Genomic DNA, 24,070 nt, shown 5'->3' with positions numbered 1-24,070 from the left:
CGAGCTTTACGGCGCGGGAGTCGCGGGCGGCGTGCTGCCCGTGGTGGCGGGCGTGCCGCCGGTGGTGGTGGGCGTGCCGCCGGTAGTGGTGGGCGTGCCGCCGCTGGTGATCGGCGAGGATCCGGTGCCGCCGTTGAGCAGCGAGGCAGCCCCGGCCGCGTTGAGGTTGCGGATCTCGGCGTCCGTGCTGAGGTCGATCATGTAGGTCAGGTTCTGCACGGTCTTGCCGAGGTTCAGCTCGATCGCCTCGAACTTCTGGTGCAGTGCGGCACCTGTCGACTTGATCTTGTCGGCGGCGCTCTTGGCCTCGGGGAAGGTGTCGGCGCCGCCCTTGACCACCAGGTCGTTGAGGGGGACACCGCTGCGGTTACCGGCGTTGTTCGGGTTGTTGCCGGCCTGGAGCGTCGGGATGCCCAGCCACAGGTTGTTGAGGAGGTCCCGGAAACCGCCGATGTAGTCGTGGTCGATGACGATCTTGTTGCCCGCGGGCATGTGCGAGTCCTCTCGTCCATGAGGGTGGCGGGGCGGGGGGGGCGGCCCCCCCCCCCCCCGGGGGTTGGGGGGGGGGGGGTGGGGGGGGGGTTGGGGGGGGGGGGGGGGGGGGGGGGGGCGCGGGGGGGGGGGGGGGGGGGGGGGGGGGGGCCCCCCCCCCCCCCCCGCCCGGAGATCAGTGGAGGAACAGGTTCCGTCCGTTGTTGTCGGTGTTGACGTAGTTCTCGGTGATGTTGTTCAACGCGCCGATCTTGTCGTTCAGGGCGTCGCGCATCATGCCGATGCCGCTGTTCCACATCTGCTGAGCCTCGGAGTAGCTCTCGATGGCCGCACCGGCGTTGTTGGACTGGTAGATGCCGGCCGCTTTGGCGAGGTCCAGGACGGCGGACTCGATCTTGTCGGTGATTGCCTTCAGCTTGACCGTCTCGTCCATCGTCAGGGCGGTGTCGACCGAGTATGTGGGCATGTCAGAGCCTCATTCCTGCTGAGTTCGGGCGGGGCGGAGAGTCGGTCAGGTCCAGCTGGCGACCGTGCCCGCGGCCGCGGACGCGACCGCGTTGTCCTCGGTGTCGGCGGTCAGCTTGGAGAAATTGACCATGCCCTCGTCGAGCTTGCCGAGCGCGATGCCGATCTTGCTGAGGCCCGCGATCCATTCGTTGAGGCCCGAGTCGAACTGCTTCGCGGCGGCGCCCTGCCATCCACCGGCCAGGCTGAGCTGGCTGGCCGACACCGCGGTGTGCGCGCTGTTCACCTCGTCCACAGCCCTCTTGAAGGCACTGATGAGCGCGACGGTGCTCTGCTCATCAACGATCTTGATAGGAGAGGTCACCTATGTGTCCTTTCTCGAATGCGGTCTCCGGTGACCGCTGGTCTTGTCATCCCGCACCGGCGCCGAGTCGCGGGCCGGTGGGAAGCAGGTCGAGCAGCTCCGGCGGGGCGGTTCGCGGCCCGCCGGCGAAGCCGAGGCGTTCCGCCGTCGCGGCGTCCGCCATCGGGTACTTGACGCCGGCGTCGGTCACGACGAACCAGCCCGGGCCGGCCGGCTGACCGAAGCGCCCGGCGGCGAAGAGCCCACCCTGACCGGCCGACACCGAGACGGCGTTCGCGGTGCGATCGGTCCGGGACAGCTGGTAGCCGTCGACGACCGCGTCGACGGGCGGAGCCGGGCGGTCCACCGTCATCGCGGGCGGAGCGCCGTCCATCGACTGCCGCACACACCATGCCGTCCCGTCGGGTGGCTCCTCGGCGAGGACCGGGACAGCCGCCGGCACCTGATCGGTGGCAACGGCCGGAGCGGAGCGCACCGCGTTGAGCGCGGCCGGGGTCATCTCCACCGGTTCCGGGGGCCGGCCACCGCGGAGGCCGGCCGGATCGAAGCGGGCCAGGGCGTACTGCAACGGGTTGAGCACGGCCAGGCCGTCCGAACGGAGCTGGTAGTGACGGACCGTGTCCCCTGTGCCCCGTACGAGAAAGAGGTCTCCCACCTTGCGCCGCACACCGTCGATGACCGGGCCCGCGCTGCCGCGACGGCCGGGCGGCGGGGCGACGAGATCGGGCCCGGCCGGGACGATGCGCAGCCAGTTGACCGGCACCGGGGTGGCGGCCCGGTCGGCGCCCAGGATCCGGGCGATCCAGGGCGCGCCGAGCCGCAGCCGGCGACCGTCCAGGATCAGGTACTGCTCGCCGCCGGCGCTGACCAGCACCGCCCGGCCGGCCGGAAGCGGCGTGCCGGCCGGCTTCGAGGTGATCGACAGGGTCGTCGCCGTGTCCTGCCGGCCGACCCGGTTCACCGCCACCGGAGCACAGACGGACCACACGCTCGACCCGGCGGCCGCGGTGGGCAGCGAGTCCGGCGCGCCCGGGATGCCCACCGGCTGACCGTGCGGCGCGGTGGCCAGCGACTTGGCCGAGACGGTGACGGTCTTGGCCTCGGCGCCGAGCAGCAGCCGGGCCGAGGCGTAGTTCAGGATCGGCCGCAACCGGCCCTGCACGTAGACGTAGCGGCTGCCGGTCTCCTTCTCGACCACGAGCGCGCCGGGGGTCTGCCACTTGGTGGAGCCGCCGGGGCGGAGGTAGCCGTAAACCGCGAACCCGACGATGATCAGAGTGGCGACCAGCAGTCCCCCGATGGTGCCGGTGCCGAGCGGACGGTGCGGGTTGTCGGCGGCGTCCGGGTCGGCCGAGACGAGCGCGCACACCATCCGGTTCTGCACGATCGACTGGGCCTGCACCTGATCGCGACGTGACGGCATGGTCAGCCCCCCATCGCGCGGGCCGCGCCGTACAGTCCCAGGACCGCGGCGAGCAGCGGCAGCAGGGCGACGATGCTGATGAGCTGGACGACGTCGCCCATGCGGCCCCACATCGGCATCATCCGGCGATCGGGCAGGTGCCGGGCGACCGCGACGAGCACCGCGGCCGCCACCGGCACCCCGGCCAGCAGGACGGCCAGCCGGCCCAGGAGGGGCAGATCGCCGGCCTCGTTCGTGGCGACCAGCAACAGGCCCACCAGCGCCGGCGCGCTCAGCAGGAGCCGCTGCCACGCGCTGGTGACCGCGCGGGCGAGCAGCAGCCGCGCGAGGGCGACGAGGACGGCCAGCGCCGGGCCGGCCCAGCCGCCGGCCGGGAGAAGCACTGTCGCGGCGAGCCCGGTGGCGGCGAAACCGGCGGTGAGGCCGATCATGTACCGGTCGGCCACGGCGGCCATTCGCAGCACCTCGGTGCTGCGCTCCGGATCGATGTTCTCCTGCAGCTCCTCGGCCTTGGTCGGCACCGGGTCGATCCGGATCCGGGCCAGCCGCAGGGCGGCTCGGGGGACGGCGAAGGTCAGCAGGACCGCGAGGACGGCGGTGATCGCGGCTCCCTGCTCGCCGCTGAGCCCGGCCAGGGTGGCCGCGGCGGCACCGGCGGTGGCGGACGCGGCGGCGGCCACGACGCCGGCGAACACGGGCCCGTTGCCGCCGGACACCAGAGCGGCGACCACGGCGACGGGAATCGTGACGGCCGCCGCGGCGAGGGTCTGCGCGGGGCCGAGCACCAGCGGGGAGCTGCCGGCCGGGATGCTCGGGGCGAGCGCCGCGGCCACCGCGGCGTCACCGATCCCGGCGCAGGCCGCGATCGTGGCGAACAGGCGGTCCTTCCAGGCCGCGGTGAAGGCGTACGCGGCGGCCAGCGCGAGGACGGCCAGCACGCCGGCGGCGATCGCCCGGGGCAGTACGGGCCCGTCCGCGGCCAGCATCGCGGCGCCGGCCAGGGCCACCACACCGAACCCGCCGGCGGCCGCCCATCGGGCCATCTCGGGCCGCCACGCGCCGGCCCGCTCACGCAGGCCGGTGGCGAGCCCGTCGGCGAGGTCGTCGAAGTCGGCCGGGGGGATCTGGTCGGCCCGGGGCCGCAGGTGGACCACGGCTCCATCGGTCAGGCCGAGGGACTCGACGCTGGCTTCCTCGTCGAACGGCGACTCGCCCAGACGTTGCAGCACCCAGCCGCCGTGCGCCAGGCCCGCGTCGGACAGCCGCTCACCGAGGTGGGGCAGCAACGCGGGAAGCAGGTCGGCCACCGCCACCTGCGAGGGCACGGCGATCTCAGCCCGGCGCTCGGGCCCGACCACCACCAATCGGCACAGATCCGCCGACGACACCACCGTCATATCTGTGGCAACGCGCGTCCTTCTCCGATCTTCATTCCGTGCCCCGGCTATCTGACGGCTGCCCGTCCACAGCCGTTGATCTCGTGGGGGCCCGGCGCGATTTTCGCCGGCCAGAGAGGATTCCTATGTCGACCACGCTGTTCCAGCGGCCGGCCCGGCGCAACGGCCCGACGATGCCCAGCGGCGAGATCCAGCTGCAGGAACCACCGGAGATCCCGGAGGTCAAGAACAACGGGGTCCGCCAGGCCGTCACGGCCCTGCCGATGGCGCTCATGTCCGGGGTCATGGTCCTTCTGTTCGTCGGCCCTTCGAAGGGGGCGATGACCTGGGTCATGATCGGCGTGATGATGGTCGCGATCGTCTCCACGGCCGCCGTCTACATCTTCTTCGGCAGTGCCGACCGCACGGACCGTATCGGCGGCGACCGTCGCGACTACCTGCGTTATCTGGCCCAGCACCGCCGGCGGGTACGCAAGACCGTTCAGGCCCAGCGGGAGGCGGCCGACTGGAAGCACCCCGACCCTCGATCGCTGTGGTCGCTGGCGATGACCTCGCGCCGGTGGGAACGGCGCCCGACCCACCCCGACTTCCTCGAGGTGCGCATCGGCACCGGCGTGCAACACCTGGCGACCCGGATCAGCCCGTTGCAGACCAAACCGGTCGAGGACCTCGAGCCCCTCTCGGCCAAGTCGTTGCGCCGCTTCATCAAGGCCTACACGACAGTGGCCGATCAGCCGGTGGCGGTGTTCCTGCGCGGCTTCGCCCAGGTGCGGATCGGCAGTGAGAACCCGGAGCAGACCCGCGACCTGGCCCGGGCGATCGTCGCCCAGCTGGTCGCCTTCCACGCCCCCGAGGAGGTTCGGATCTGCCTGTGCCTGAACCCGGCCGGCGCCGGCTGGTGGGACTGGGCGAAATGGCTGCCGCACGTGCAACTGCCGGGCGAGCAGGACGCGGCCGGCGACGTACGGCTGGTCACCGACACCGCGGAGGGCGCCGAACGCCTGCTGGGCGAGGACTTCGCGGCCCGCCCGCGGTTCGAGCCGGGCGCCACGCCGACGCGCGAGGAGCCGTACGTCGTGGTCGTCCGCGACGGCGGGCACCTGGGTACCTCGAGCCGGATGGCCACCACCGGCTATCGCAACGTCACCCTGCTCGACCTCGACGACGCCCGCCCGTCGACCGCGAAGACGATCCTCACGCTCGCCCTGGACGACGACGGCCTGCACATGACCCGGCGGGACCGTCTGGGCGGCGAGAACCGCACCCGGATGGCCGCGCCCGACCGCCTCGGCCCGGCCGCCGCGCGGGCGCTGGCGCTGCAACTCTCGCCGTACCGGCTGGGTCTGCACACCGAGACCGTCGAGGACAACCTGGCCGCCGACTTCGACCTGGCCACCCTGCTCGGCATCGGCGATCCGGAGAAGCTGGACCTGGACGAGCTGTGGGCGCCGCGCCCGACGGCCGCGCGCCTGCGGGTGCCGATCGGCGTCGACACCGAGGGCGAGCCGGTCGAGCTCGACCTCAAGGAGTCGGCGCTGGGCGGCATGGGCCCGCACGGGCTGCTCATCGGGGCGACCGGTTCGGGCAAGAGCGAACTGCTGCGTACGCTCGTGCTCGGGCTGGCTTCGACGCACTCGCCGGAGACGCTGAACCTGATCCTGGTCGACTTCAAGGGTGGCGCGACCTTCCTCGGCCTCGAACGGCTGCCGCACACCTCGGCCGTCATCACCAACCTGGCCGACGAGTCCGGCCTGGTCGGCCGCATGCAGGACGCCCTGCACGGCGAGCTGGTACGCCGGCAGGAACTGCTGCGGCAGGCCGGCGGTTACAGCTCTACCTTGGAGTATGAGCGGGCCCGCGCCCAGGGCGCTCCGCTCGACCCGCTGCCCACGCTGTTCGTGGTGGTCGACGAGTTCAGCGAGCTGCTGGCCGCGCACCGCGACTTCCTCGAGCTGTTCGTGATGATCGGACGGCTCGGCCGGTCGCTGGGCGTACACCTGCTGCTGGCCAGTCAGCGCCTCGACGACGGCCGGATGGGGCAGCTCGAGTCGCACCTGTCGTACCGGGTCGGCCTGCGCACCTTCTCGGCGATGGAGTCGCGGTCGGTGATCGGGGTGCCGGACGCCTACGAGCTTCCTCCCCAGCCGGGCAACGGCTACATCCGTACGGACGTCTCGACGCTCGTCCGATTCAAGGCCGCGTACGTCTCGGGCGCCTACCGCACCGAACGGCCGCGGGCCCGGCAGGAGGTCATCGAACGGCAGATCGTGCCGTACGTCCTCGACCGCGTCCCCCTGCCCGAGGTGGAACCCGAGGAGCAGGCGGCGCCCGAGCCCGAGCCCGCCGCCGACGCGGTCTCCGTCCTCGCGCTGGTCGTCGGCCAGCTCGTCGACCGCGGCATGCCCGCCCACCAGGTGTGGCTTCCGCCGCTGGGCGTCTCGCCGACGATGGACCAGCTGCTGCCGACGCTGACGCCCGACCCCGATCTCGGGTTGTGCGCCCCGGAATGGGCCGGCAGCGGGCGCCTGATCGCGCCGGTCGGCTTCGTCGACAAGCCCTTCGAGCAACTGCGGGACCTTCTGGTCGTACGTCTCGACGGGGTCGGCGGTCATCTGGGCGTGGCCGGGGGACCGCGCAGCGGCAAGAGCACCCTCATCCGTACGGTCATCTGTGCCCTCGCCCTGACCCACAGCCCGCGCGAGGTGCAGTTCTACTGCCTCGACTTCGGCGGCGGCACCCTCGGCTCGCTGGCCGGGCTGCCCCACGTCGGCAGCGTCGCCGGCCGCCTCGACGGCGACCGGGTCAGCCGCACCATGGCCGAGGTGATCGGCCTGCTGACCGAGCGGGAGCGGCGCTTCGCCGAGCTGGGCGTCGACAGCATGGCCACCTACCGCCAGATGCGCGCCGACGGGCGGATCGCCGACGACCCGTACGGCGACGTCTTTCTGGTCGTGGACGGCTGGTTCACCCTGCGGCAGGAGTTCGAGCAGCTCGACGCGCAGGTCCGGCGGATCGCCGCGCAGGGCCTCAACTTCGGCGTGCACCTGCTGATGACGGCGGCCCGGTGGTCCGAGGTGCATCACGCCATGCGCGACCAGATCGGCACCCGGCTGGAGTTGCGGCTCGGCGACTCGGTCGACTCGGCCGTGGACCTGCGGCTGGCGGCGACCGTTCCGCACCTGCCCGGCCGCGGCCTCACCAGCGACAAGCTGCACTTCCTGGCCGGGCTGCCGCGGATCGACGGGCAGAGCGACGAGGAGACGCTGGCCGAGGGCGTACGGGGTCTGGTCAGCATGGTCGACGAGTTCTGGCCCGGCGACCCCGCGCCCCGGGTGCGCACGTTGCCCGCTCTCCTGCCGGCGGCCGATCTGCCCGCGCCGGAAGGCGACATCCGCGTCGCGCTCGGACTCGACGAGGAACGGATGCAGCCGGTCTGGCACGACTTCGGCGAGCTCCCCCACCTGACCGTGCTCGGCGACGAGCAGAGCGGCAAGAGCAGCGTGCTGCGCCACCTGGCCCGGGCCGTGATGGACCGCTACACGCCCGCACAGGCCCGGATCATGCTGGTCGACTATCGGCGCACGCTGTTCGACATGGTGCCCGAGGACTATCGGCTCGGCTATTCGGTGTCGGCCGACTCGACCCGGGCCACCGTGGCCGACGCCGTCCTGGGACTCCAGCCGCGCATGCCGGGCGCCGACGTCACGCCGGAACAGCTGCGGCGCCGCGACTGGTGGACCGGGCCTAACCTGTTCATCCTCGTGGACGACTACGACCTGCTGGCCGGCACCGACTCGCCGCTGCTGCCCCTGCTGCCGTACCTGGCCCAGGGCGCCGACATCGGGTTCCACCTGGTCCTGACCCGGGGCGCGTCGAACGTCATGCGGATGTCGATGGACCCGCTGCTCCGGCGCGTCCAGGAGGCCAACGCGCCCGACCTGGCGCTGTCCTGCCCGCCGAGCGAGGGCCCGCTGCTCGGCAACGTCAAGCCGCGCAACCTCCCGCCCGGGCGGGCGCTGCTCTGCACCCGCCGGGGCGGCCGGTTGATGCAGACGGCCTACCTGGAACCGGGATCGGCGGCGTCGTGACCGCGGCGCCGGACGACCGCGACCACGAACAGCAGCCCGATGGTCAGCATCACGGCGAGACCGGCGACGCCGAAGGCGATCCTCGCCGCGGGGTCGCGGCGCTTCCCGGCGGGTAGGGCGAAGGGCTCGGCCCCGGCCGCGTCGCGAACCCGCGACGCGGCCGGGGCCACCGCGCTCACCGCGGCGTAGACGTCGAGCCGGCGGCCGGCCGGGCCGGCCGGGGCGGCGGTGTCGACCAGCCACTGCCGCACCCGGGCGGCCTTCAGCCCCGGCCGGTAGGAGCGCACGAGCGCGGCGGCGCCGGCCACATACGCGGCGGCCGCGGGTGCGCCACCGATGACATAGTTGCCGGGCCCGGTGGTGCCCACGGTGTAGACGTCCTTGCCCGGCGCGACCAGGTCGAGCGCGGCCCGTTCGGTGACGAGCTCGGTGGCGTGGCCCTCGGCGTCGAGGCCGCCGACGGCCAGCGCGAGCGGATAGGCCGCCGGATACCAGGCGGGCTCCGGTGTGCCGTCCGCGCCGGGCTTCTCGTTGCCGACCGCCGCCACCACCAGCACGTCGCGTGACTCGGCGTAGACGACGGCGGCGGCCAGGGCCGGGTCGGGGGCGGCGCCGACGGCGACCAGCACCACCCGGGCGCCGGCGTCGACGGCGGCCCGGATGCCGGCCGCCAGTTTGCCGGGCGGGATGCCGCCCTTGGCCGCGTTCACCCGGACCGGCAGGATGCGGGCGGCCGGCGCGACCCCGGACAGCAGGTTCGCCGGCTGGGGCCGGGCCGCGATCACCGCGGCCAGGGCGGTGCCCCGGCCCAGGCAGTCGGTGTCGGCCCGGCCGCCGGTCACGACGTCCCGGCCCGGGGCCACCGCCCCGGCCAGTCCGGTCGCGGCCGCGCTCACTCCACTGTCGACAATGCCGACCAGCACGCCGGCGCCGCGACTGAGCGGCCAGGCCGTCTCCGGGGCGACCCGCCGGTAGGCGTCCGATTCGGCCTCGGCGACCACCGAGGACGGCCCCGCGCAACTCCCCGCGCGGGGGTCCGGCAGGGCCGGCGGCGCGCCGGCGGACGCCGGAGCCAGGGCGACGGCGGCGGCCAGCGCGGCACCGGCTGATGTGAGCCTCACGCCCACTCCAGCCGGCCCTCCGACACGACCGGGACGTGCTCGTCCAGGCACGGCTCACCGGTCTCAAGCGAGTCGGCGATCCGCTCCAGGAACTCGGCCAGGGACGGCGGCCAGTCGTCGAAGTCGGTGCCGTCCTCGGCGGAGAACTCACCGACCCGGCCCTCGCCGTCCAGCACCAGCGCGCCGCCGTCGCCGGACCAGGCGAACGGCACGTACGACCGGTCCCACAACGGCGGCTCCAGCACCTGGGAGTTCGTGGTCCAGGTGCTGAGGATCTCCGGAAGACCGGCGCCGGTGAAGTCCGGCGGGAAGAAGAAGCCGAGACGGTCGAGCGCCCCGTTGTGCCGAAGCAACGAGGCGACCAGATCGGGCGGGAAGGCTGTTCCCATTTTCGCCTGCACGGCGTCGATCTCGTCCTGGGTCGCGTAGGCGCCCAGGCCGGCCAGGGTGATCGGCGCGTGCGCCTCGAGCCAGGCCTCGATACGGTCCCAGGCCGCGTCGACCCGGCGGACGGTTGCGGCGTTCGGTGGTGGAAACGCGGGGTCAATCAGCACAGGCCTGCTCCAGCTTCTCGGTCAGGGTGGCGAAACGTGCGCGCAAAGGTGCGGGGCCGCCGTCCGGCAAGTCGGCGAGCACCTTGCGCGCCCGCTCGACGGCGTCGCGCGCCTCCGCCGGATCGCCGATCTCGAGGAGCAGCTCGGCCAGCCGGCCGAGCGCCTCGAACTCGTTGGGCCGCTGCCGAACCTGGTGGGACGTCTCGGCCGACAACTCCAACTGTTCGGCCGCCTCCCGCAGCCGCCCCATCTGCGCGAGGTTGGCCGCGATCGCCATCCGCGTCTCCCCCTCGACCGCGATCAGCGTCGCGTCCCAGGCCGGCTCGAGCTCGCCGCGGATCCGATGATGAAGCTCCAGTGCCTGCTCCAGCAGGTGTCCCGACTCCTCGAGGCGGCCCAGCCGGGCCAGCGACCGGCCGTTCGACATCAGGCCGAAGGTCTCCGCCCGGCGGTAGCCGATCGTCCGGTAGAGCTTCAGCGCCCGCTCGCCGTGCAGCAGCGCCTCGTGGTCACGTCCGAGCGCCTCGTCGACCCAGTGCAGGTTGGTGTGCACCAGCGCCTGTTCCAGCACCATGTCCCGCTTCTCGAAGATCTCCAGGGCGGACAGCAGCAGTTCGAGCGCCTCCTCGTTGCCGCCCAGCGACCACCGGGCGCCGGCCAGACTCCGCAAGGTGTGCGCCTCGCCGATCTCGTCCCCGCCCGCGCGGGCGGCGTCCAGGGCCCACCGCATGATCTCTTCCCACTCCTGGAAGCGCCCGGTCCACTGGAGGTACTGCTGCATGGTGATGGCGAGCTGCCAGGGCGCGATGCCGTAGCCGAGCTCGGCCGCGACGCGTGCGGCCTCCTTGAGCACCTCCCGCTGACCGGCGAACCAGGCGATGGCCTCCTCGTAGCCGCCCGGCTGCTCGGGCGCCACTCCGGGGAGCGCGGGGTCGGGCTCGATGGGCAGGCGGTGCGGTTGCAGGACGACCTGCGCGTTGAAGCTGCTGTGCACGTAGTACTGCAACAGCCGGGCGATCGCGGCCCGCCGCTCGCCGACCGGGTCGACGTCCCGCAGAAGCTCCTCCGCGTACGCCTTGACCAGCACGTGCGAGGTGTACCGGCCGTCTTCGTGCTCGGTCACCAGCGCGGCCTCGCACAGCTCGTCGAGCTCGGCCCGGGTGCGGTCGGGATCGAGGCCGGACAGGCTGACCGCCGCGGCGGCCGTCACTCCCGGTCCGAGCGCGACCCCCAGCAGCCGGAACAGCCGCCTCGCGCCGTCGCTGAGCTGCCGATAGGACCACGCGAAGGCGGCGCGCGGGTCATGCCCGGCCAGCCCGCCCGGGAACGACTCCAACCGGCGTGCCCCGCGCAACCCGGCGGCCACCGAGGCCAGCGACAGGCTGGGCCGCGCGGTCAGGCGCGCGGCCAGGATGGCCACCGCCAGCGGCAGCCGCCCGCACGACTCGATGATCTCGTCGACGATCTCGAGGTTCGGTGCCGCCGCCGCCCGGTGGGGTGTGGCGGTCAGGCGGCGCAACAGCAACTCGCGGGCCGACGCCGGGTCGGGCACCTCCAGATGCATCAGGTGGGCACCCTCGAAGGCGGCCAGGCCGACCAGCGGACGCCGGCTCGTGATCAACACCAGGCTCTCGGCCGAGTTGGGCAGCAACGGGCGCACCCGGGCCGGGTCCACGACGTTGTCCAGCAGCACGAGGATGCGTTTGCCCGCGGTCAGACTGCGATAGGTGCCGACCTGGGCGTCGAACGTGTCCGGCACGTTCGACGCGGGAACGCCCAGGGCGTACAGCAGCGACAGCAACGCGTCGCCCTGTTCGCCGTGCAGGTCGAGGTAGAGCTGGCCGTCGGTGAACTCACCGGCCACCGATCGGGCGAAGCGGGCGGCCAGCGTCGACTTGCCCACCCCGCCCATGCCGTCGATCGCCACCACCAGCGGGCCGGTCCGGGCGTCGTCCCGCATGCCGGCGACGAGGTCGCCGAGGACGGTCAGCTCGGCCGAGCGCCCGACGAACAACGACAGGTCCGGCGGCAGTTGCGCCGGGCGCACCAGTGGCGCCGGCACCAGACCGTCGGTGACCGGCGAGATCACCGGGAGGTGGGGCGGGTCCGGGGCCGGCGGGGGCGCGCTCTGCGTGAGGACCTGCTGGTGTGCCTGCTGAAGGCTCTGGCCGGGGTCGATGCCCAGGTCGTCGGCGAGGCGTTTGCGGATGGTCCGGTAGACCGCCAGCGCCTCGGCCTGCTGACCGGCCGCGGCCAGGGTGTTGACCAGGCTCGCGTGCACGAGCTCGTTGAACGGGTCCATCTCGGCCGCCAGCCGCAGCGGTGACAGCACCCCCGACGGCCGGCGCAGCCGGATCGCGAGGTCGGCCGCGGCGACGGCCGCGTCGAAGAACTCGCCGTCGATGCCGGCGAAGACGGCCGTCGCGCCCGCGCTGTCGGACAGCGACTCACCGGCCGAGCCGCGGCACAGGCGCAAAGCGTCGGAGTAGTGCGCGAGGGCTTCCTCGCACCGGTCCTCCTCGGCACTCGCGCGGGCCGCCGCGACGTGCCGGCGGAACTGCATCAGGTCGAGCGTGTCGGCGCCGGCGGTGATCCGGTAGCCGTTGCCGTTGCGCAACACGAAGGACCCCGGCGTCCGCAGCAGCAGGCCGGGCTCGAGGAGGCGGCGCAGCACTCCGACGTACTTGTGGATGACGCTGACCGCGCTGGCCGGCGGGTCGGCGCCCCAGATCAGGGCGACCAGCTCGGTCATGCTGATCGGGTGGCCTCCCCGGGCCAGCAGAAGGGCCAGCAGACAACGTTGCTGCCGGGGCCCCGCGTTGACCTCGACGCCGCCACGCCAGACCCGCAACGGGCCCATGATCTGAAGTCGCAGTGCCTCCGGGCCGTCACCGGCCGGGAGCTGACTGGCTGCGGTCACGCACTGTTCCCCTGTTTCCGTTCGGTTTACGCAAGATCCCGAGCGAGGCTAGCCATCGACTGTGAAGAGTTTCTGGACAAGAACTAGAGCGGTGGAACTGGCTCAACTGTTACCGAGTCGTTTCGGAGCGTTTGCCGGCTGTTGAAGTTTCGCCGTGTCCCTGCGTCGTCCTCGGTAGAGGTGAACGCCGGGGAGGAGTACCAGCCGTGGGTCTCGATGTCTCCGACGAGCTGAACCGCTTTCAGTTCTGGCTGTCCGGCGAGCAGTTCCCGGCCACCGACGAGGACCGGCTGCGGCAGATCGCCGAGGTGCTCAAGAGCCTCGGCGTCGACATCGAGAGCCTGCAACCCGACTTCGTCGCCGTGGTGAACTCGATCTCCGAGAACATGGCCGGAGAGGCGGACCGGGCCTTCGTCGACGCGATGCGGGAGTACACGGAGGAACCCGGCTTCCTCCCGCTGAGCGGGCGATATGTGAACCGCTTCGGCGAGGACTTCGCGAACACGGCGACCGAGGTCGAGTTCGCCAAGCTGATGATCATCGCGACGTTGATCGAGCTGCTGATCGAGTTCACGATCGCGCTGGCGTTGTCGTGGTTGTTCCCCGGCCTGATGCAGAGCTTCCTGCTCCGCTTGCTGGTGGGCCGTTCGCGGGTCGTCTCCTGGCTGATCCGGATCCTGGTGCAGATCGGCGTCGCCCAGGTGGCCGGCGTCGGCATGCAGGTGCTGATGGTCCTGATCGTGCAGGCGATCCAGATCCGCAACGGCTCGCGCAAGGACATCGACTGGGAGAAGGTGCGCAAGGCGGCGGAGGTGGGCTCGCTCGGCGGCATCATGCACGTGGGCGTCGGCGGCCTGTTCAACGTCCTCGGCCCGCAGTTCGGCAAGTTCTTCAGCCGCGGCCCCGGCGGGCCGCCGAACGGCCGGCACGGCCCGGACGGTGGACCGGACCTCGGCGCCGCCCCCTCACCGAAGCCCCGAACCGGCGACAAGGACGGACCGGGCACGAACACCGGGCCGCCTCCGGTCCCGCCGCCGCGGGAAACGCCCGTTCCTCCAGTCGCCCCACCGGCCGGGCCGCGGCGGGAGGTTCCGCCCCCGCCCAGCCATGCCGGTCACGGGCACGAGATCGCGACCAGTTTCACGGCCGAGGGCCTTACCGAGGGCGTGTCCGGAGCCATCGACGGCCAAGGCTGGAACTGGGACACGGTTTTCGGCGGTGCCGTGTCCGGTCTCACGTCGGGCCTGGTGGAGGCGGGCGGTGACATCGCGGGCGGCGGATTGCGCCACTACACGCACCGGGAGGTGACAGAGCCGTCCGGCACCGATGACGGAACGCCGACGCCAGCGGTGATCCCCGACGCCGGCGCGCAGCCACCGGCCGTCCCCGCCGACGACGGCCGGGAGGACCGCAGCTCGCCGGCGAACGACGCGCCCCGCCCGGATCCAGGCCCGGACGGCTTGGTCGCCGGATCGGACGCCTCCCCCGTCGTGGATCCGTACCCGGAGGCGGCCTTCGAGGAGGCGAACGACGCCCCGATTCCGGCCGCCCCGGCCGCCGGCGGCCAGGGCTCGGCAAAGGGCGGCGAAGTCCTCGCGCCGGCGCGCAGCCCCGCGGTGACGCTTGGCGGTCCCGGAACCGACCCGCGGCCCGTTCCCCAGACCGTCCATCTGCTGGTTACCGGCGGCGCCGGCGACGACCTTCGCGCCAGCATCGCCGCCTGGACCGACAACGCCGCCGACGGATGGTCGGTGCGGGCCTGGGCGCCCGCCGACGTCGTCGCCGCCCACCCGGACCTGGATCTGCGGCCCCTGCCCGGGCACGCGGGCGATCCCCGCCAGGCCGCGCTGGAGGTCCTGCACGAGCACGGCGGCCTGCTCGTCGACGCGGACCTCTCGCCGGCGGGCATCACGCTGCCGGCACAACCGGTCCTGATGGGAACCGGACCCGCCGACGCGCCCTATCTGGGGGCGGCGCTGCACAGCGACGACCAGCTGCGCGGCACCGCGCAACGCCTGGCCGCCGACGGGACGAGAGTGCCCGGCCATCCGGCCGAGCTGCGCCGCGACCCCGATGCCCTGCAAGCCGCCTACCGGCACGCCCTCGACCACCAGGGCCCCCGTCTCATCATGTCGCCGCCCGGCACGCCCTTCCTGGCCCAGGTGACGGCGCCCCCGGCGCCGGACCGGCCCGACGCCGGCTCGGCGGCGCACCCCGCCCTGGACGCCCTGCGCCGGATCCAGCCGGGATCCGCGCCCGGCCAGGTCGCCTACGCCCCGGACCCGGCCCTGGCCGCGCAGCTCGAACCCCTCGGCTGGCCGACGGCGCCGCGGCCCGAATGGCGGATGTGGACGCCGCCGGGCGACCCCGAGGCCGTGTTCGCCGGCCGTTACGGGTGGCTCGCCGAGGTCAACGACGGCGGCGGCCGCGACCTGGACGACCGGCAATGGGCGCTGAACTGCTTTCTCACCGCCGTCGCCACCCACCTCACCCTCATCGAGCAGGCGGCCGGCGGGAACCTGACGTTCACCGCACCCGGTCTGGCGACCGGCGAAGGCTTCGCCCGCGGTGTCGTCATGGTCGACGTCGTCCGGTACGCCAACAGCGGCGCCGCCGGCACACGCCGGCTGCTCCAGGTCGCCTCGGCCGGCACCATCGCCGCGGCCCTCCAGGAGGCCGGGACCGGCGCGCACGGCCTGGCGATCTTCCGGAACTCGGCCGGCCGGCTGCATGTCGTGAACGTCCTCAACGACGGCGACGGGGTGCTGTTCCTCGACGGCCAGAGCGGCCGGCCGATCGTTCCGCCCGCGCACCAACGGCCGTACTTCATCGCCGCCGGCCCCATCGACGTGACGCCCGCCGGCACCGTGGTCGTTCCTGAGACGCTCGACTCGGTCGGCGCCGCGGAAGGCAGCCGGGCCCTGCCGACCGTACTCGAGGAGCCCGGCCCTTCGGTCCCGGAAGCGGAGCCGGCGGAACGCCCGGACTTGTCGACGATGCGCGTGATCCCGGTGAATCCGGATGGGGACTGCCTCTTCCACTCGATCCTGCTGAGCGCCCACGAGCAGAACGTCACCCTGCCCGACTGGGTGCCGGCGTACCACGCCGGCACGACGCCGTCCGAGCTGGCGACGGCTTTCCGGAACCGCGTGGGCCGGGAGCTGACCGCTCCACACCTCGAACCCTTCGGCCGTGAGGAGAGGACAACACAGACGTTGGAGTACGAGACCTTCAGGGCAGCGGACCGGCGCCAGGAAGCGTGGATAGCGCGATTCGGGACACCGCCGCCGTCGTACTTCGACCCGCCCGAGGAGAAACTCCTCGATTTGATCTCTCAGGAGCTGGGCTATTTCCAGATCATGTGGGAGACCCTGACGACGAAGGGTTTGTGGAACACCGCCGCCGGTGACGACATGATCTACGTGCTCGCCCGGATGCTCAACGTCAACATCACGCTCAAAGGCGTCGATCCGGACCTGGGGACCATCGAGGTCGACCGGCATCGGCCTTGGCTCGCACTCCAACGTGTCAACGACGACCACTTCGACGCTCTCACGCCTCGACCGGCGGCCCGGCGACCGGTCACCCCGCCGCCGGCCACACCGCCACCGGACCCGCCGTCGCCGGGCCCCGGGCCGGCGCCGACCCGAGACGTCGTGCTCGAGACACCCCTCGGTCCCCATTCGCTGCTCCATGCCGTCATCGCGGCCGCGCCGCGCCGGATTCTCGGCCTGGGCGGCTTCGACCAGGAGCAGACCGCCTGGCTCCAGCGGGTGAGCGAGGTGACAACTCCGAAGGAGATCACTGCGCTCTTCACCGACCAGATCGTGCGCCCGGTCACGGACGTGCTGGCCGGACAGGTCGCGCGGCGCCTCGACGAGCCCCAATACCGGGAGGCGCTCGATCGGCTGGCGAGTACGAACCGGCGGTCACCGACCGATGACGACCGGAAGGAGGCCATCGAGGCGGTCCGGCACTGGCTCTGGGAGGACGAAGGCTTCGGGAACGGCTTCGCCCTGGCCGTCGCCGAGGTCCTGGGGCTGCCGCTGGAGGTGCGGAGGGCGAACCCCGACCCGAAGGCCCTCTGGGAGATCATCCGGGAGGGCCCGCTCGAGACCCATGCCGATCCCGTCGTGCTGCGGGAACCGCGACCCGGACGGTACGACGCCGTCCTCGTCGACGGCAGCCGAAGCTCGTACGACTCCGCCGGCCCGGCCTCGGACGATCCGCCCCAGCCCCGGTCCTCGGCCGGTCAACGGGCCAAGCTCACCGTTGAGCAGATCCCCCAGACACTCCGCCGGGTTTTCGGCCGGATGGGCCCGCAGCCACAGGTCTTCGGGCGAAACCGGTTGTTGCCCGGCGAACTGGGAATCCCTCTCCGGACTTTCACTCCGCGCCCGGAGGAACCGACCGCGCCCCCGGCAAGCGAGCCGGCCCCGCCGCCCCCGGCAACCGAGCCCGCGCCGCCCCCGGTAGCCGAGCCAGCGTCGGTCCCGGCGAGCGAGCCAGCGTCGTCCCCGGTAACCGAATCGGCGCCGGTCCCCGCGAGCGAGCCGGCGCCGTCCCCGGTAACCGAATCGGCGCCGGTCCCGGCGAGCGAGCCGGCGCCGGTCCTGGCCGAGGCGCCGGCCGACGCCGAGCCCGAAGCGCCGGCTGCCGGCGCCCCGATGGACATCGCCACGTGGCGGCAGGCGGTCAGCGACGCCGTCCGATCCGTCCGCCCGGATCTCGATCCGTCGAACGCGGCGACGATCCAACGGCTCAGGGACCAGCCGGCTACTGAAGAAGGCCTCCAAACGAGGTTCGAGGAGGTCCTCAGGCAAGCCGGCCTACCGCCGTTCACGCTGACCCCCCGCCAGTTGCAGCGTGCGCAACAGACACGCGAGCAAGACATCTCGATCATGGAGTCGGTGGAATCCCGCCCTCAGCGGACACCGGGGACAGAGGCGAGGGCACAACGTCACAGCACCCAACGGATCGTGCTGGCGGACCGGGGGCACTGGAGCGAAAGTCAGTACCTCGAGGCGTTCCCGCCGGCAGCGCCACCCGCCAGCTCCCCGATGGACATCGACACGTGGCGGCAGGCGGTCAACGACGCCGTCCGGTCCGCCCGCCGCACGGATCCCGATCCGCCGGACGTGACCCCGGACGCGGCAACGATGCTGCGGCTGGAGAGCCAGCCGAACACCGATGAAGCCCTCCAGACGAGGTTCGGCGAGGTTCTCCGGCGAGCCGGCCTACCGCCGTTCGCGCTGACGTTCAACCAGGTGCTCCGGGCCAAAAGCGCGCGCAAGCAGGACCTCTGGGCCATCGGTTCGGTCCTGAACGACCCGGATGCGGCCAATCGGGAGGAGGCGGATCAGGCCCGATTCAACAGCCGTCAGCAGATCGTGCTCGACAAAACGGTCAGGTGGAGCACCAAGCAGTACCACGAGGCGTTCCCTCCGGCCGAACCGGAAGCGCCCGCGCCGATCCCACGGCCCGCATCGCCGGCCAGCGACACTTCGACGATCCGCGCCAACCCGGCCGGCAAGAAGGCGCTCCCCGTCGCTGGAGATGGTCCGGCTCCGCGGGAGGCACCGCCGGAGGCGCCGGCACCGGTGGAGGCGCCGGTGGAGGCGCCGGTGGAGTCCGGCCCGGACGGGGCCACGCCGAAGCCCGACGCCGCGCTCGGTCACGCCGTCCGTGGCGTCGGCACTCCCCGCGACGGCATCCCCGGCCTGACCGAGTTCCTGGCCGAGCTCAGCGGTATTCTGGCCGGCCACGGCATCAACGTCACCGGCGCGCAGTTGACCGGGATCGCCCATGAGCTTCTCCCCAGATACCGGTACCTGGTCGCCGACGGATGGACGCTCACCGTCGGCGGCGCCGAGGTCCGCTTCACTCTCCAGCTGGAAGACCCGAGGCTCGATGTCGACTCCACCCCCGTACCCAAGACCGAGGGTGACGAGCCCAAGACCGCCGAGGACGACTTCCGGAGCCCCGAGTCCACCCAGCTGACGAAGGGCGACTTCCAGACCGGCGGGCACAGCGGCGGCCAGTCCGGGCAGGCCGGCGCCTACCGCGGCGCGATCAGCGCCTCCGTCGGATTGGGCGCCACACCCGCCGTCCTGCAGAGTTTCCGGATCGGCATCGGCTTCAATCTCGTGGCGAACGCCGTGATCCGCGGAACCAACCACAGCAGATACGCCGAGCAGGGTCGTGTCCTCGACGTCCGCAGCACCCAGAGCGTTCTCTCCTACAAGATCAGGCTGTTGGCGCACATCACGCCGCCCGGCGCGCTCGTTCCCTCCCGCACGGTCACCTACGCACCGGAGGCCCGGATGGAGGTCCGGATGCCGTGGCAGTTCCTGCTGCCGGCCCCGGCCGGCCTGATCAGGGCTGCGCGACCGGCCGCGGGTGAGGGGGGCGAGGGGCCGGACATGGTCCACCTCCCGCCGACCTTCTACACCATCCAGACCACCGGCCTCATCCCGCTGGCCACGGCCATCACCGAAGCGCTGGACAAACGTGGCGTGAACATGACCGCCGGGCAGCAGGCCCGGAAGGACCTGCTGGAGGGGCTCGAGCATGTGAGCCTGCACCTGGAACCGGCCATCGAAGGGCACGCGTTCTGGCTGTACGGCGACGCCAAGCGGACCACACGCATCGCGCGGGTCACCGTGATCGCCCGCCGTGTCGAGGACGGGGACCGGCGGCACGGTGTCGCCAGCGACGAGGCACACATCGAGAAGGTGCGCACCGCCGTCGTCAGCGAGGGCAACAGCCAGTCGACGGACAGCTCGATCACCCCGTCCGTTTTCGCGGAGGCGTCCGCCGTGCCCCTCCCGGGTCTGTCCCTCGGCCCCAAGGCCGAGATCGCCTACACCGTGACCGACACCGACACCATCGACGGCGGCCGTGGCAACCTGCGCGTCCAGGTCAGCCGGCACACCGGTATGGCGACGGTCCACGGCCTCGAGATGACGTTCGCGGCCAGGATCGAGGCCGATACGTTCCCCCACGAGTCCCTGTCCATCGCCCCGGTGACGGGACAGAGCGTCGTCACCGTCAGCGAGGCCGAGGCCTTCAGCCACGGCTTCGAGATCGACCGGGAGGCCTATCGGGACCCGTCGGTCACCGTCACCGGCGGGACCGTGCCGTACGACCCCGCGCAGATGCGGTTCACCGGACAGGACGACCAGCCCGAGACGAGACCGAGGCTGCCCGGCCACATCGAGCGGGGTCTGCTGGGCCAGGTGATGGTGGATCTGGAACGCGGCGCCCATCGCGAACTGCGCAAGGCGCTGACCGCCGAGCTCTCCCGCCACGGCTTCCTGGTCCCGCGGGCGGACCGTCCCTTCCAGAAGAAGCCCGGCGAGCGGGTGCACAACAACGGCGACCGCATGGCCAACCTCGTCTCGAAAAGCGCGTTCGAGGCCTTCATGCCGGAGATGATGCAGGACGGCTCCCCGGTCACCCTCACCGTCGACGAACCCGGGGGCGTGGTCAGAACGGCTCGCGTGACCGTGCACGCCCGCTTACGGCCCGATCCGGGGGCGAGCAATTTCGTGCGGCGTACCGGCGACCTCAGCTCCGTCTATCTGAGCATGGGCACGGCCGGCCACGGGCAGGGCATGGGCGGGCAGCACAAGTGGGCGTGGGCGCTGTCCCTCGTCTTCGGGACGGCCTTCGTGTCCCACCTCAAGTCGATCAGCGGCGGCGTGCGGTGGGAGCGTTACCGCGCCGCCATGGACCGGGTCAGCACGATGACCAACAAGCCCACCCTGATGGAATACCCCGGAATGGTGGACAACCACAAACTCCCGATCGAGCTCTGGGCCACCGTCGAATACAGCGACGCCACTCCCCGTTTCGAGACGCCCCACATCAGGAAAATGGCGCAACTGCACGTGTTGCCGTACTTCGACACGCCGGCAACGCCGCCACAGGAGGCCCGCGGCTCGGTTCTCACCAAGGCGGTGATCCCGTACGTCGACACGCGCGGCCTGGCCGCGGCGGCCCGCGAGATGCTGCCGGAGCTGACCGGTCCGGGCAGGCCGGCCGATCAGGAGGTGAGCCACTTCGTGTCGCCCCTGTCCGTGCTGCCCAACCTGCCGGCGATATTCGAGGGCGAGTACAGCCGGCAGCTCTCGGGACCGGGAGTGTTCCGCGAGAAGGTCGCCCGGATCGCGCTCACGGCCACGCCGACCTCGATCGCGTACGCCGGGTCGACACCCGACAAGTACGTCTCCGGCCAGATCGACCTGGCGCTGATCGGCGGAAGCCAGGGGAACAGCCAGGGTTCCGGGCGCAGCCTGACTCCCCTCCGGCTGAAGGCGGGCGGCGACGTCGTCTCGCCCGGCCTGAGCGGCCTGGAGGGCGCCGTCGACCTCGCGCACCGTCGCGGTTCCGGCCTGAGCTTCGTTCAGGCGTACCAGTCGGGCGTGGAATATCTCAAGCTCGACTTCAATCCCGTCGACGCCTATCAGGTGTCGATGGAACTCAACCTGTTCACCTCCTACGAGCGCAAGGGCAAGTTGGGGCGGAACACCGTCCGGCGTTCGGCTCCGCGAAGATTCGCGAATCTCGAAGCCATGGCGATCTTCCCCCAACCGGTGTCGCTCGCCCTGTACGCCGCCGGCCGGCTGCCGATGCCCCCGGACGCGCTGTCCAATGTCCTGGGTCGATGGTCCCAGCAGAAGCAGCCGTTGACCGGCGATGCCGTCGCCGGGGCTCTCGTACGGTGGCACTTCGACCAGCTCATCGGCACGACCACCGACCGGCTCGGCGCGGAACGTCACCAGTGGGCCCGCGAACTGGTACAGCGCCTGAGCACCGAGGAGCGCCTCTCGGTGCGGCCCCGGACCGGCCGGTGGTTCACGCAGATGTTCGGACTGGCCCTGCCGGTCCGCGCCGATCCCTTCGCCGATCTGCTGCTTCCGCAATATCTCACCGCCGGGCTGTACGGATCGGCGGCCGGCCCGGTCAAGCCGCAACCGAATCCGCTCGGCTTCGCCGCCATCGAGGACATCGCGTTCGATGGCGGTCACCGCCTCATCCGAGTCGTCCGCGACGCGATCGACAGGATGCATCCCGGGGCGCTGGCACAGCAGGTGTACCGGTGGGACGAGCACCTAAATGCCGTCACGGGCCGCCTGCAGTCCGGAACCGAGATGCTGGAGTCGACGTTCGCCGGCAAACGCTTCTGGCCGCTGTTCAACCAGATGAACACGGAGGAGGGCTACTCGATCTCGTTCTTCGTGCCGCACGGGGTGCTGGGCCACGTTCTGAGGGTCAATGTGCGCAGCGGCTGGACGAGCATGCCCAAGGTGTCCGATCTGCTCGAGGGCACGGGCATGGAGCAGTACATCCACGGCCACTCGTCGAAGAGTGTCACGGTCAGCAACTATCACGGATGGATGTTCGGCAATCCGGCTCTGAACCTGTCGGGCACGGACACGGTGCACGACGGCGAGACGAAGGACAAGAACGCCGATCTGCGCGGTGGCTTCGCCCTGGCCGTCAGCACCGGGCACAGCGAGTCGGCGACCCGCAGTGAGGTGGCCAGTCAGGAACAGACGGCCTACGAGCACAAGGCCGGCTTTGTCGTGGAGAGCAATTTCGAGCTTCAGGTGACGGTCAGCCGGCACAAGCGGCCGAAACGCCCGATCATGAACGCGATGGGCCGGGCCGTGACGCTGGTGACCGGCCGGCCCGACGTCGCGGCGAAGACCCTGACCGGCCGGGCCGAGATGCGCATTCCCCAGGGGCTGCTGGAGGCCAAGCCCCTGCCGTCGTCCCTCGACATCGACCTGACCCCGGTCGGCCGCCTGCCCGGCGACGCCGTCGTCCTCGCGGTCACGGCCGACGACGCGGTGGCCATCGGGAACCGCCTCGTGGCCAGGCTGCCGTGGGGCGCGGACAATGAGCACGCTCAACTACCGTCGTCGCTGGTGGCCAAGCTCAACACCAACGGCCTGGCCGGTTTCCTTCCCGCGGCGCTGCAGCCGAACGGCGCGGTGATCGCCGACAAGATCCACCAACCGGGCAGCAGCCGGAATCCGACGAAACTCGTCCTGGAAGCGGTGCTGTTCGACCTGCACGGACTCCGCCTGATCGACGGCGCCGGCACCGGCCGCTACGGCAAGGGGCAGACCGGCAACGCGTCGAACGTCACCACGGACACGCCGGCGGTGAGCGGCGGCGTCACGGGTGGCGGTGACCCCACGCTCGACGTGCTGGACCCCCAGCACGTCGACACGCCGTACGGCAAGGATTCGATGGCCCTCACGCTGTCGGGCGCACACAGCTGGGCGCCCCACAAGAACTTCGGCATGGGCGGGAACGGCCGGATCGAGGACCATCTCAAGCAGGTCGGCCCGACCGTGCTGGCTCGCGTCCGCCTGCTGGCACGCCTCACCGCCGGGGAGCAGACGCACCTCAGCGCCGAGCGGCAAGCGCGCCTCACCGCCGAGCAGCGGGAGGGCACGGTCGCCGCGCTCAACGGATCGAGCAGGACCCTCGGCGGGATCAGGAGCGAATACTTCGGTGGCGAGGTCTTCCTTCTGATCCACGCCGACGAGTTCAAGCAGTTGACCGAGGACATCGCCCGGCGGCGGACCGTTCCGAGACAGCTCCCGGCACCCTCCCGGGACACGGCCCGGGAGAACGCGTACCGGATCGACCTGGACCGGCTGTTCGACGACGAAGCCTGGCTCCATCCCGACGGCGGCTTCTCGCTGGGCCGAATAGCGCGTCAGGTCCGCCGGCAGTTGAGGCCGGGCCAGGGCATCGTTCTCGAGACGGCCCCCGACGTCCACAACAGGAAGAGCCACAGCCGGGTGAAGTCCTGGGCCCGGGAAAGGATCAGGCTGGCCTATCCGAGCGCCGACAGCGACCTCAGCCCCATCTCCTCGATCATCGGCAGGCTGCGTGAGTGGAAGAACCCGGACCACGTACCGGGCCCGGCTGAGGCGAAGCAGTTCCGGGCCGACGTCGAGAAGCTCCTTCCCCGCGGAGCCGCCTATCCCGCGCTGGCCTATCTGGAGGAGAAGCACCTGAGGCAACTCGCGGCGCTGGTCGCCAGGTATACCGACGCTCCGGTATGGCTCAAGATCGTGGGCCTGGACGGGGAGAGCCGATGGGTCGAATTCCGCCAGGACGGCGACTTCTACGACTACGACGTCGCGTCGACCGGCGCTTAAAGGAAACAAACTTGACAGCGGAACAGAGTTCATCAAGTACCGCCTGTCATCGTCGGCCCC

General features: G+C 71.8%; 10 protein-coding genes. 2 read left to right on the top strand and 8 right to left on the bottom strand.

The features are described 5' to 3' along the window. Window positions 1–6: 6 nt before the first annotated feature. From ACFY36_RS01285 to eccD, 5 genes are all read right to left on the bottom strand, one after another. On the bottom strand, window positions 7–492 hold the full coding sequence (locus tag ACFY36_RS01285) for a hypothetical protein (protein ID WP_499743872.1): 486 nt from the start codon (window positions 490–492) through the stop codon (window positions 7–9). Window positions 493–667: 175 nt separating this feature from the next. Beyond that, the gene (locus ACFY36_RS01280; RefSeq protein WP_499743871.1) at window positions 668–958 is read right to left on the bottom strand and encodes a WXG100 family type VII secretion target; all 291 of its coding nucleotides are present in this window, start codon (window positions 956–958) and stop codon (window positions 668–670) included. Between the two features lie 45 nt (window positions 959–1,003). Further along, window positions 1,004–1,321, bottom strand: coding sequence for a WXG100 family type VII secretion target (locus ACFY36_RS01275; RefSeq protein ID WP_499743870.1), 318 nt, complete (start codon window positions 1,319–1,321; stop codon window positions 1,004–1,006). Window positions 1,322–1,367: 46 nt separating this feature from the next. Continuing rightward, window positions 1,368–2,744: a type VII secretion protein EccB gene (eccB, locus tag ACFY36_RS01270; protein WP_499743869.1), complete on the bottom strand. Its 1,377-nt coding sequence runs from the start codon at window positions 2,742–2,744 to the stop codon at window positions 1,368–1,370. A gap of 2 nt (window positions 2,745–2,746) precedes the next feature. Then, window positions 2,747–4,132: a type VII secretion integral membrane protein EccD gene (gene eccD / locus ACFY36_RS01265; protein ID WP_499743868.1), complete on the bottom strand. Its 1,386-nt coding sequence runs from the start codon at window positions 4,130–4,132 to the stop codon at window positions 2,747–2,749. Window positions 4,133–4,266: 134 nt separating this feature from the next. Here eccD and eccCa point away from each other — a divergent pair, with 134 nt between their 5' ends. Next, window positions 4,267–8,229: a type VII secretion protein EccCa gene (gene eccCa, locus ACFY36_RS01260; RefSeq protein WP_499743867.1), complete on the top strand. Its 3,963-nt coding sequence runs from the start codon at window positions 4,267–4,269 to the stop codon at window positions 8,227–8,229. On the opposite strand, the gene ACFY36_RS01255 is transcribed toward eccCa, so the two are convergent. From ACFY36_RS01255 to ACFY36_RS01245, 3 genes are read right to left on the bottom strand one after another with little or no spacing between them, the layout of a single operon-like run. Next, window positions 8,199–9,350: a S8 family serine peptidase gene (locus ACFY36_RS01255; protein ID WP_499743866.1), complete on the bottom strand. Its 1,152-nt coding sequence runs from the start codon at window positions 9,348–9,350 to the stop codon at window positions 8,199–8,201. The genes eccCa and ACFY36_RS01255 overlap by 31 nt on opposite strands. Continuing rightward, on the bottom strand, window positions 9,347–9,904 hold the full coding sequence (locus ACFY36_RS01250; protein WP_499743865.1) for an SMI1/KNR4 family protein: 558 nt from the start codon (window positions 9,902–9,904) through the stop codon (window positions 9,347–9,349). The genes ACFY36_RS01255 and ACFY36_RS01250 overlap by 4 nt, the downstream gene beginning before the upstream one ends. After that, a complete protein-coding gene (locus ACFY36_RS01245) occupies window positions 9,894–12,824 on the bottom strand; it encodes an AfsR/SARP family transcriptional regulator (protein ID WP_499743864.1) in 2,931 nt (976 codons plus the stop codon). The genes ACFY36_RS01250 and ACFY36_RS01245 overlap by 11 nt, the downstream gene beginning before the upstream one ends. Window positions 12,825–13,030: 206 nt before the next feature. Here ACFY36_RS01245 and ACFY36_RS01240 point away from each other — a divergent pair, with 206 nt between their 5' ends. Next, entirely contained in the window at window positions 13,031–24,010 is a 10,980-nt protein-coding gene (locus ACFY36_RS01240; RefSeq protein ID WP_499743863.1) for a WXG100-like domain-containing protein, read from the top strand. The last annotated feature ends 60 nt before the right edge of the window (window positions 24,011–24,070 follow it).

The sequence above is a fragment of the Actinoplanes sp. NPDC000266 genome (assembly GCF_042899005.1).
GTDB lineage: Bacteria > Actinomycetota > Actinomycetes > Mycobacteriales > Micromonosporaceae > Actinoplanes.
This window is presented reverse-complemented; position numbering and strand designations above follow the sequence as displayed.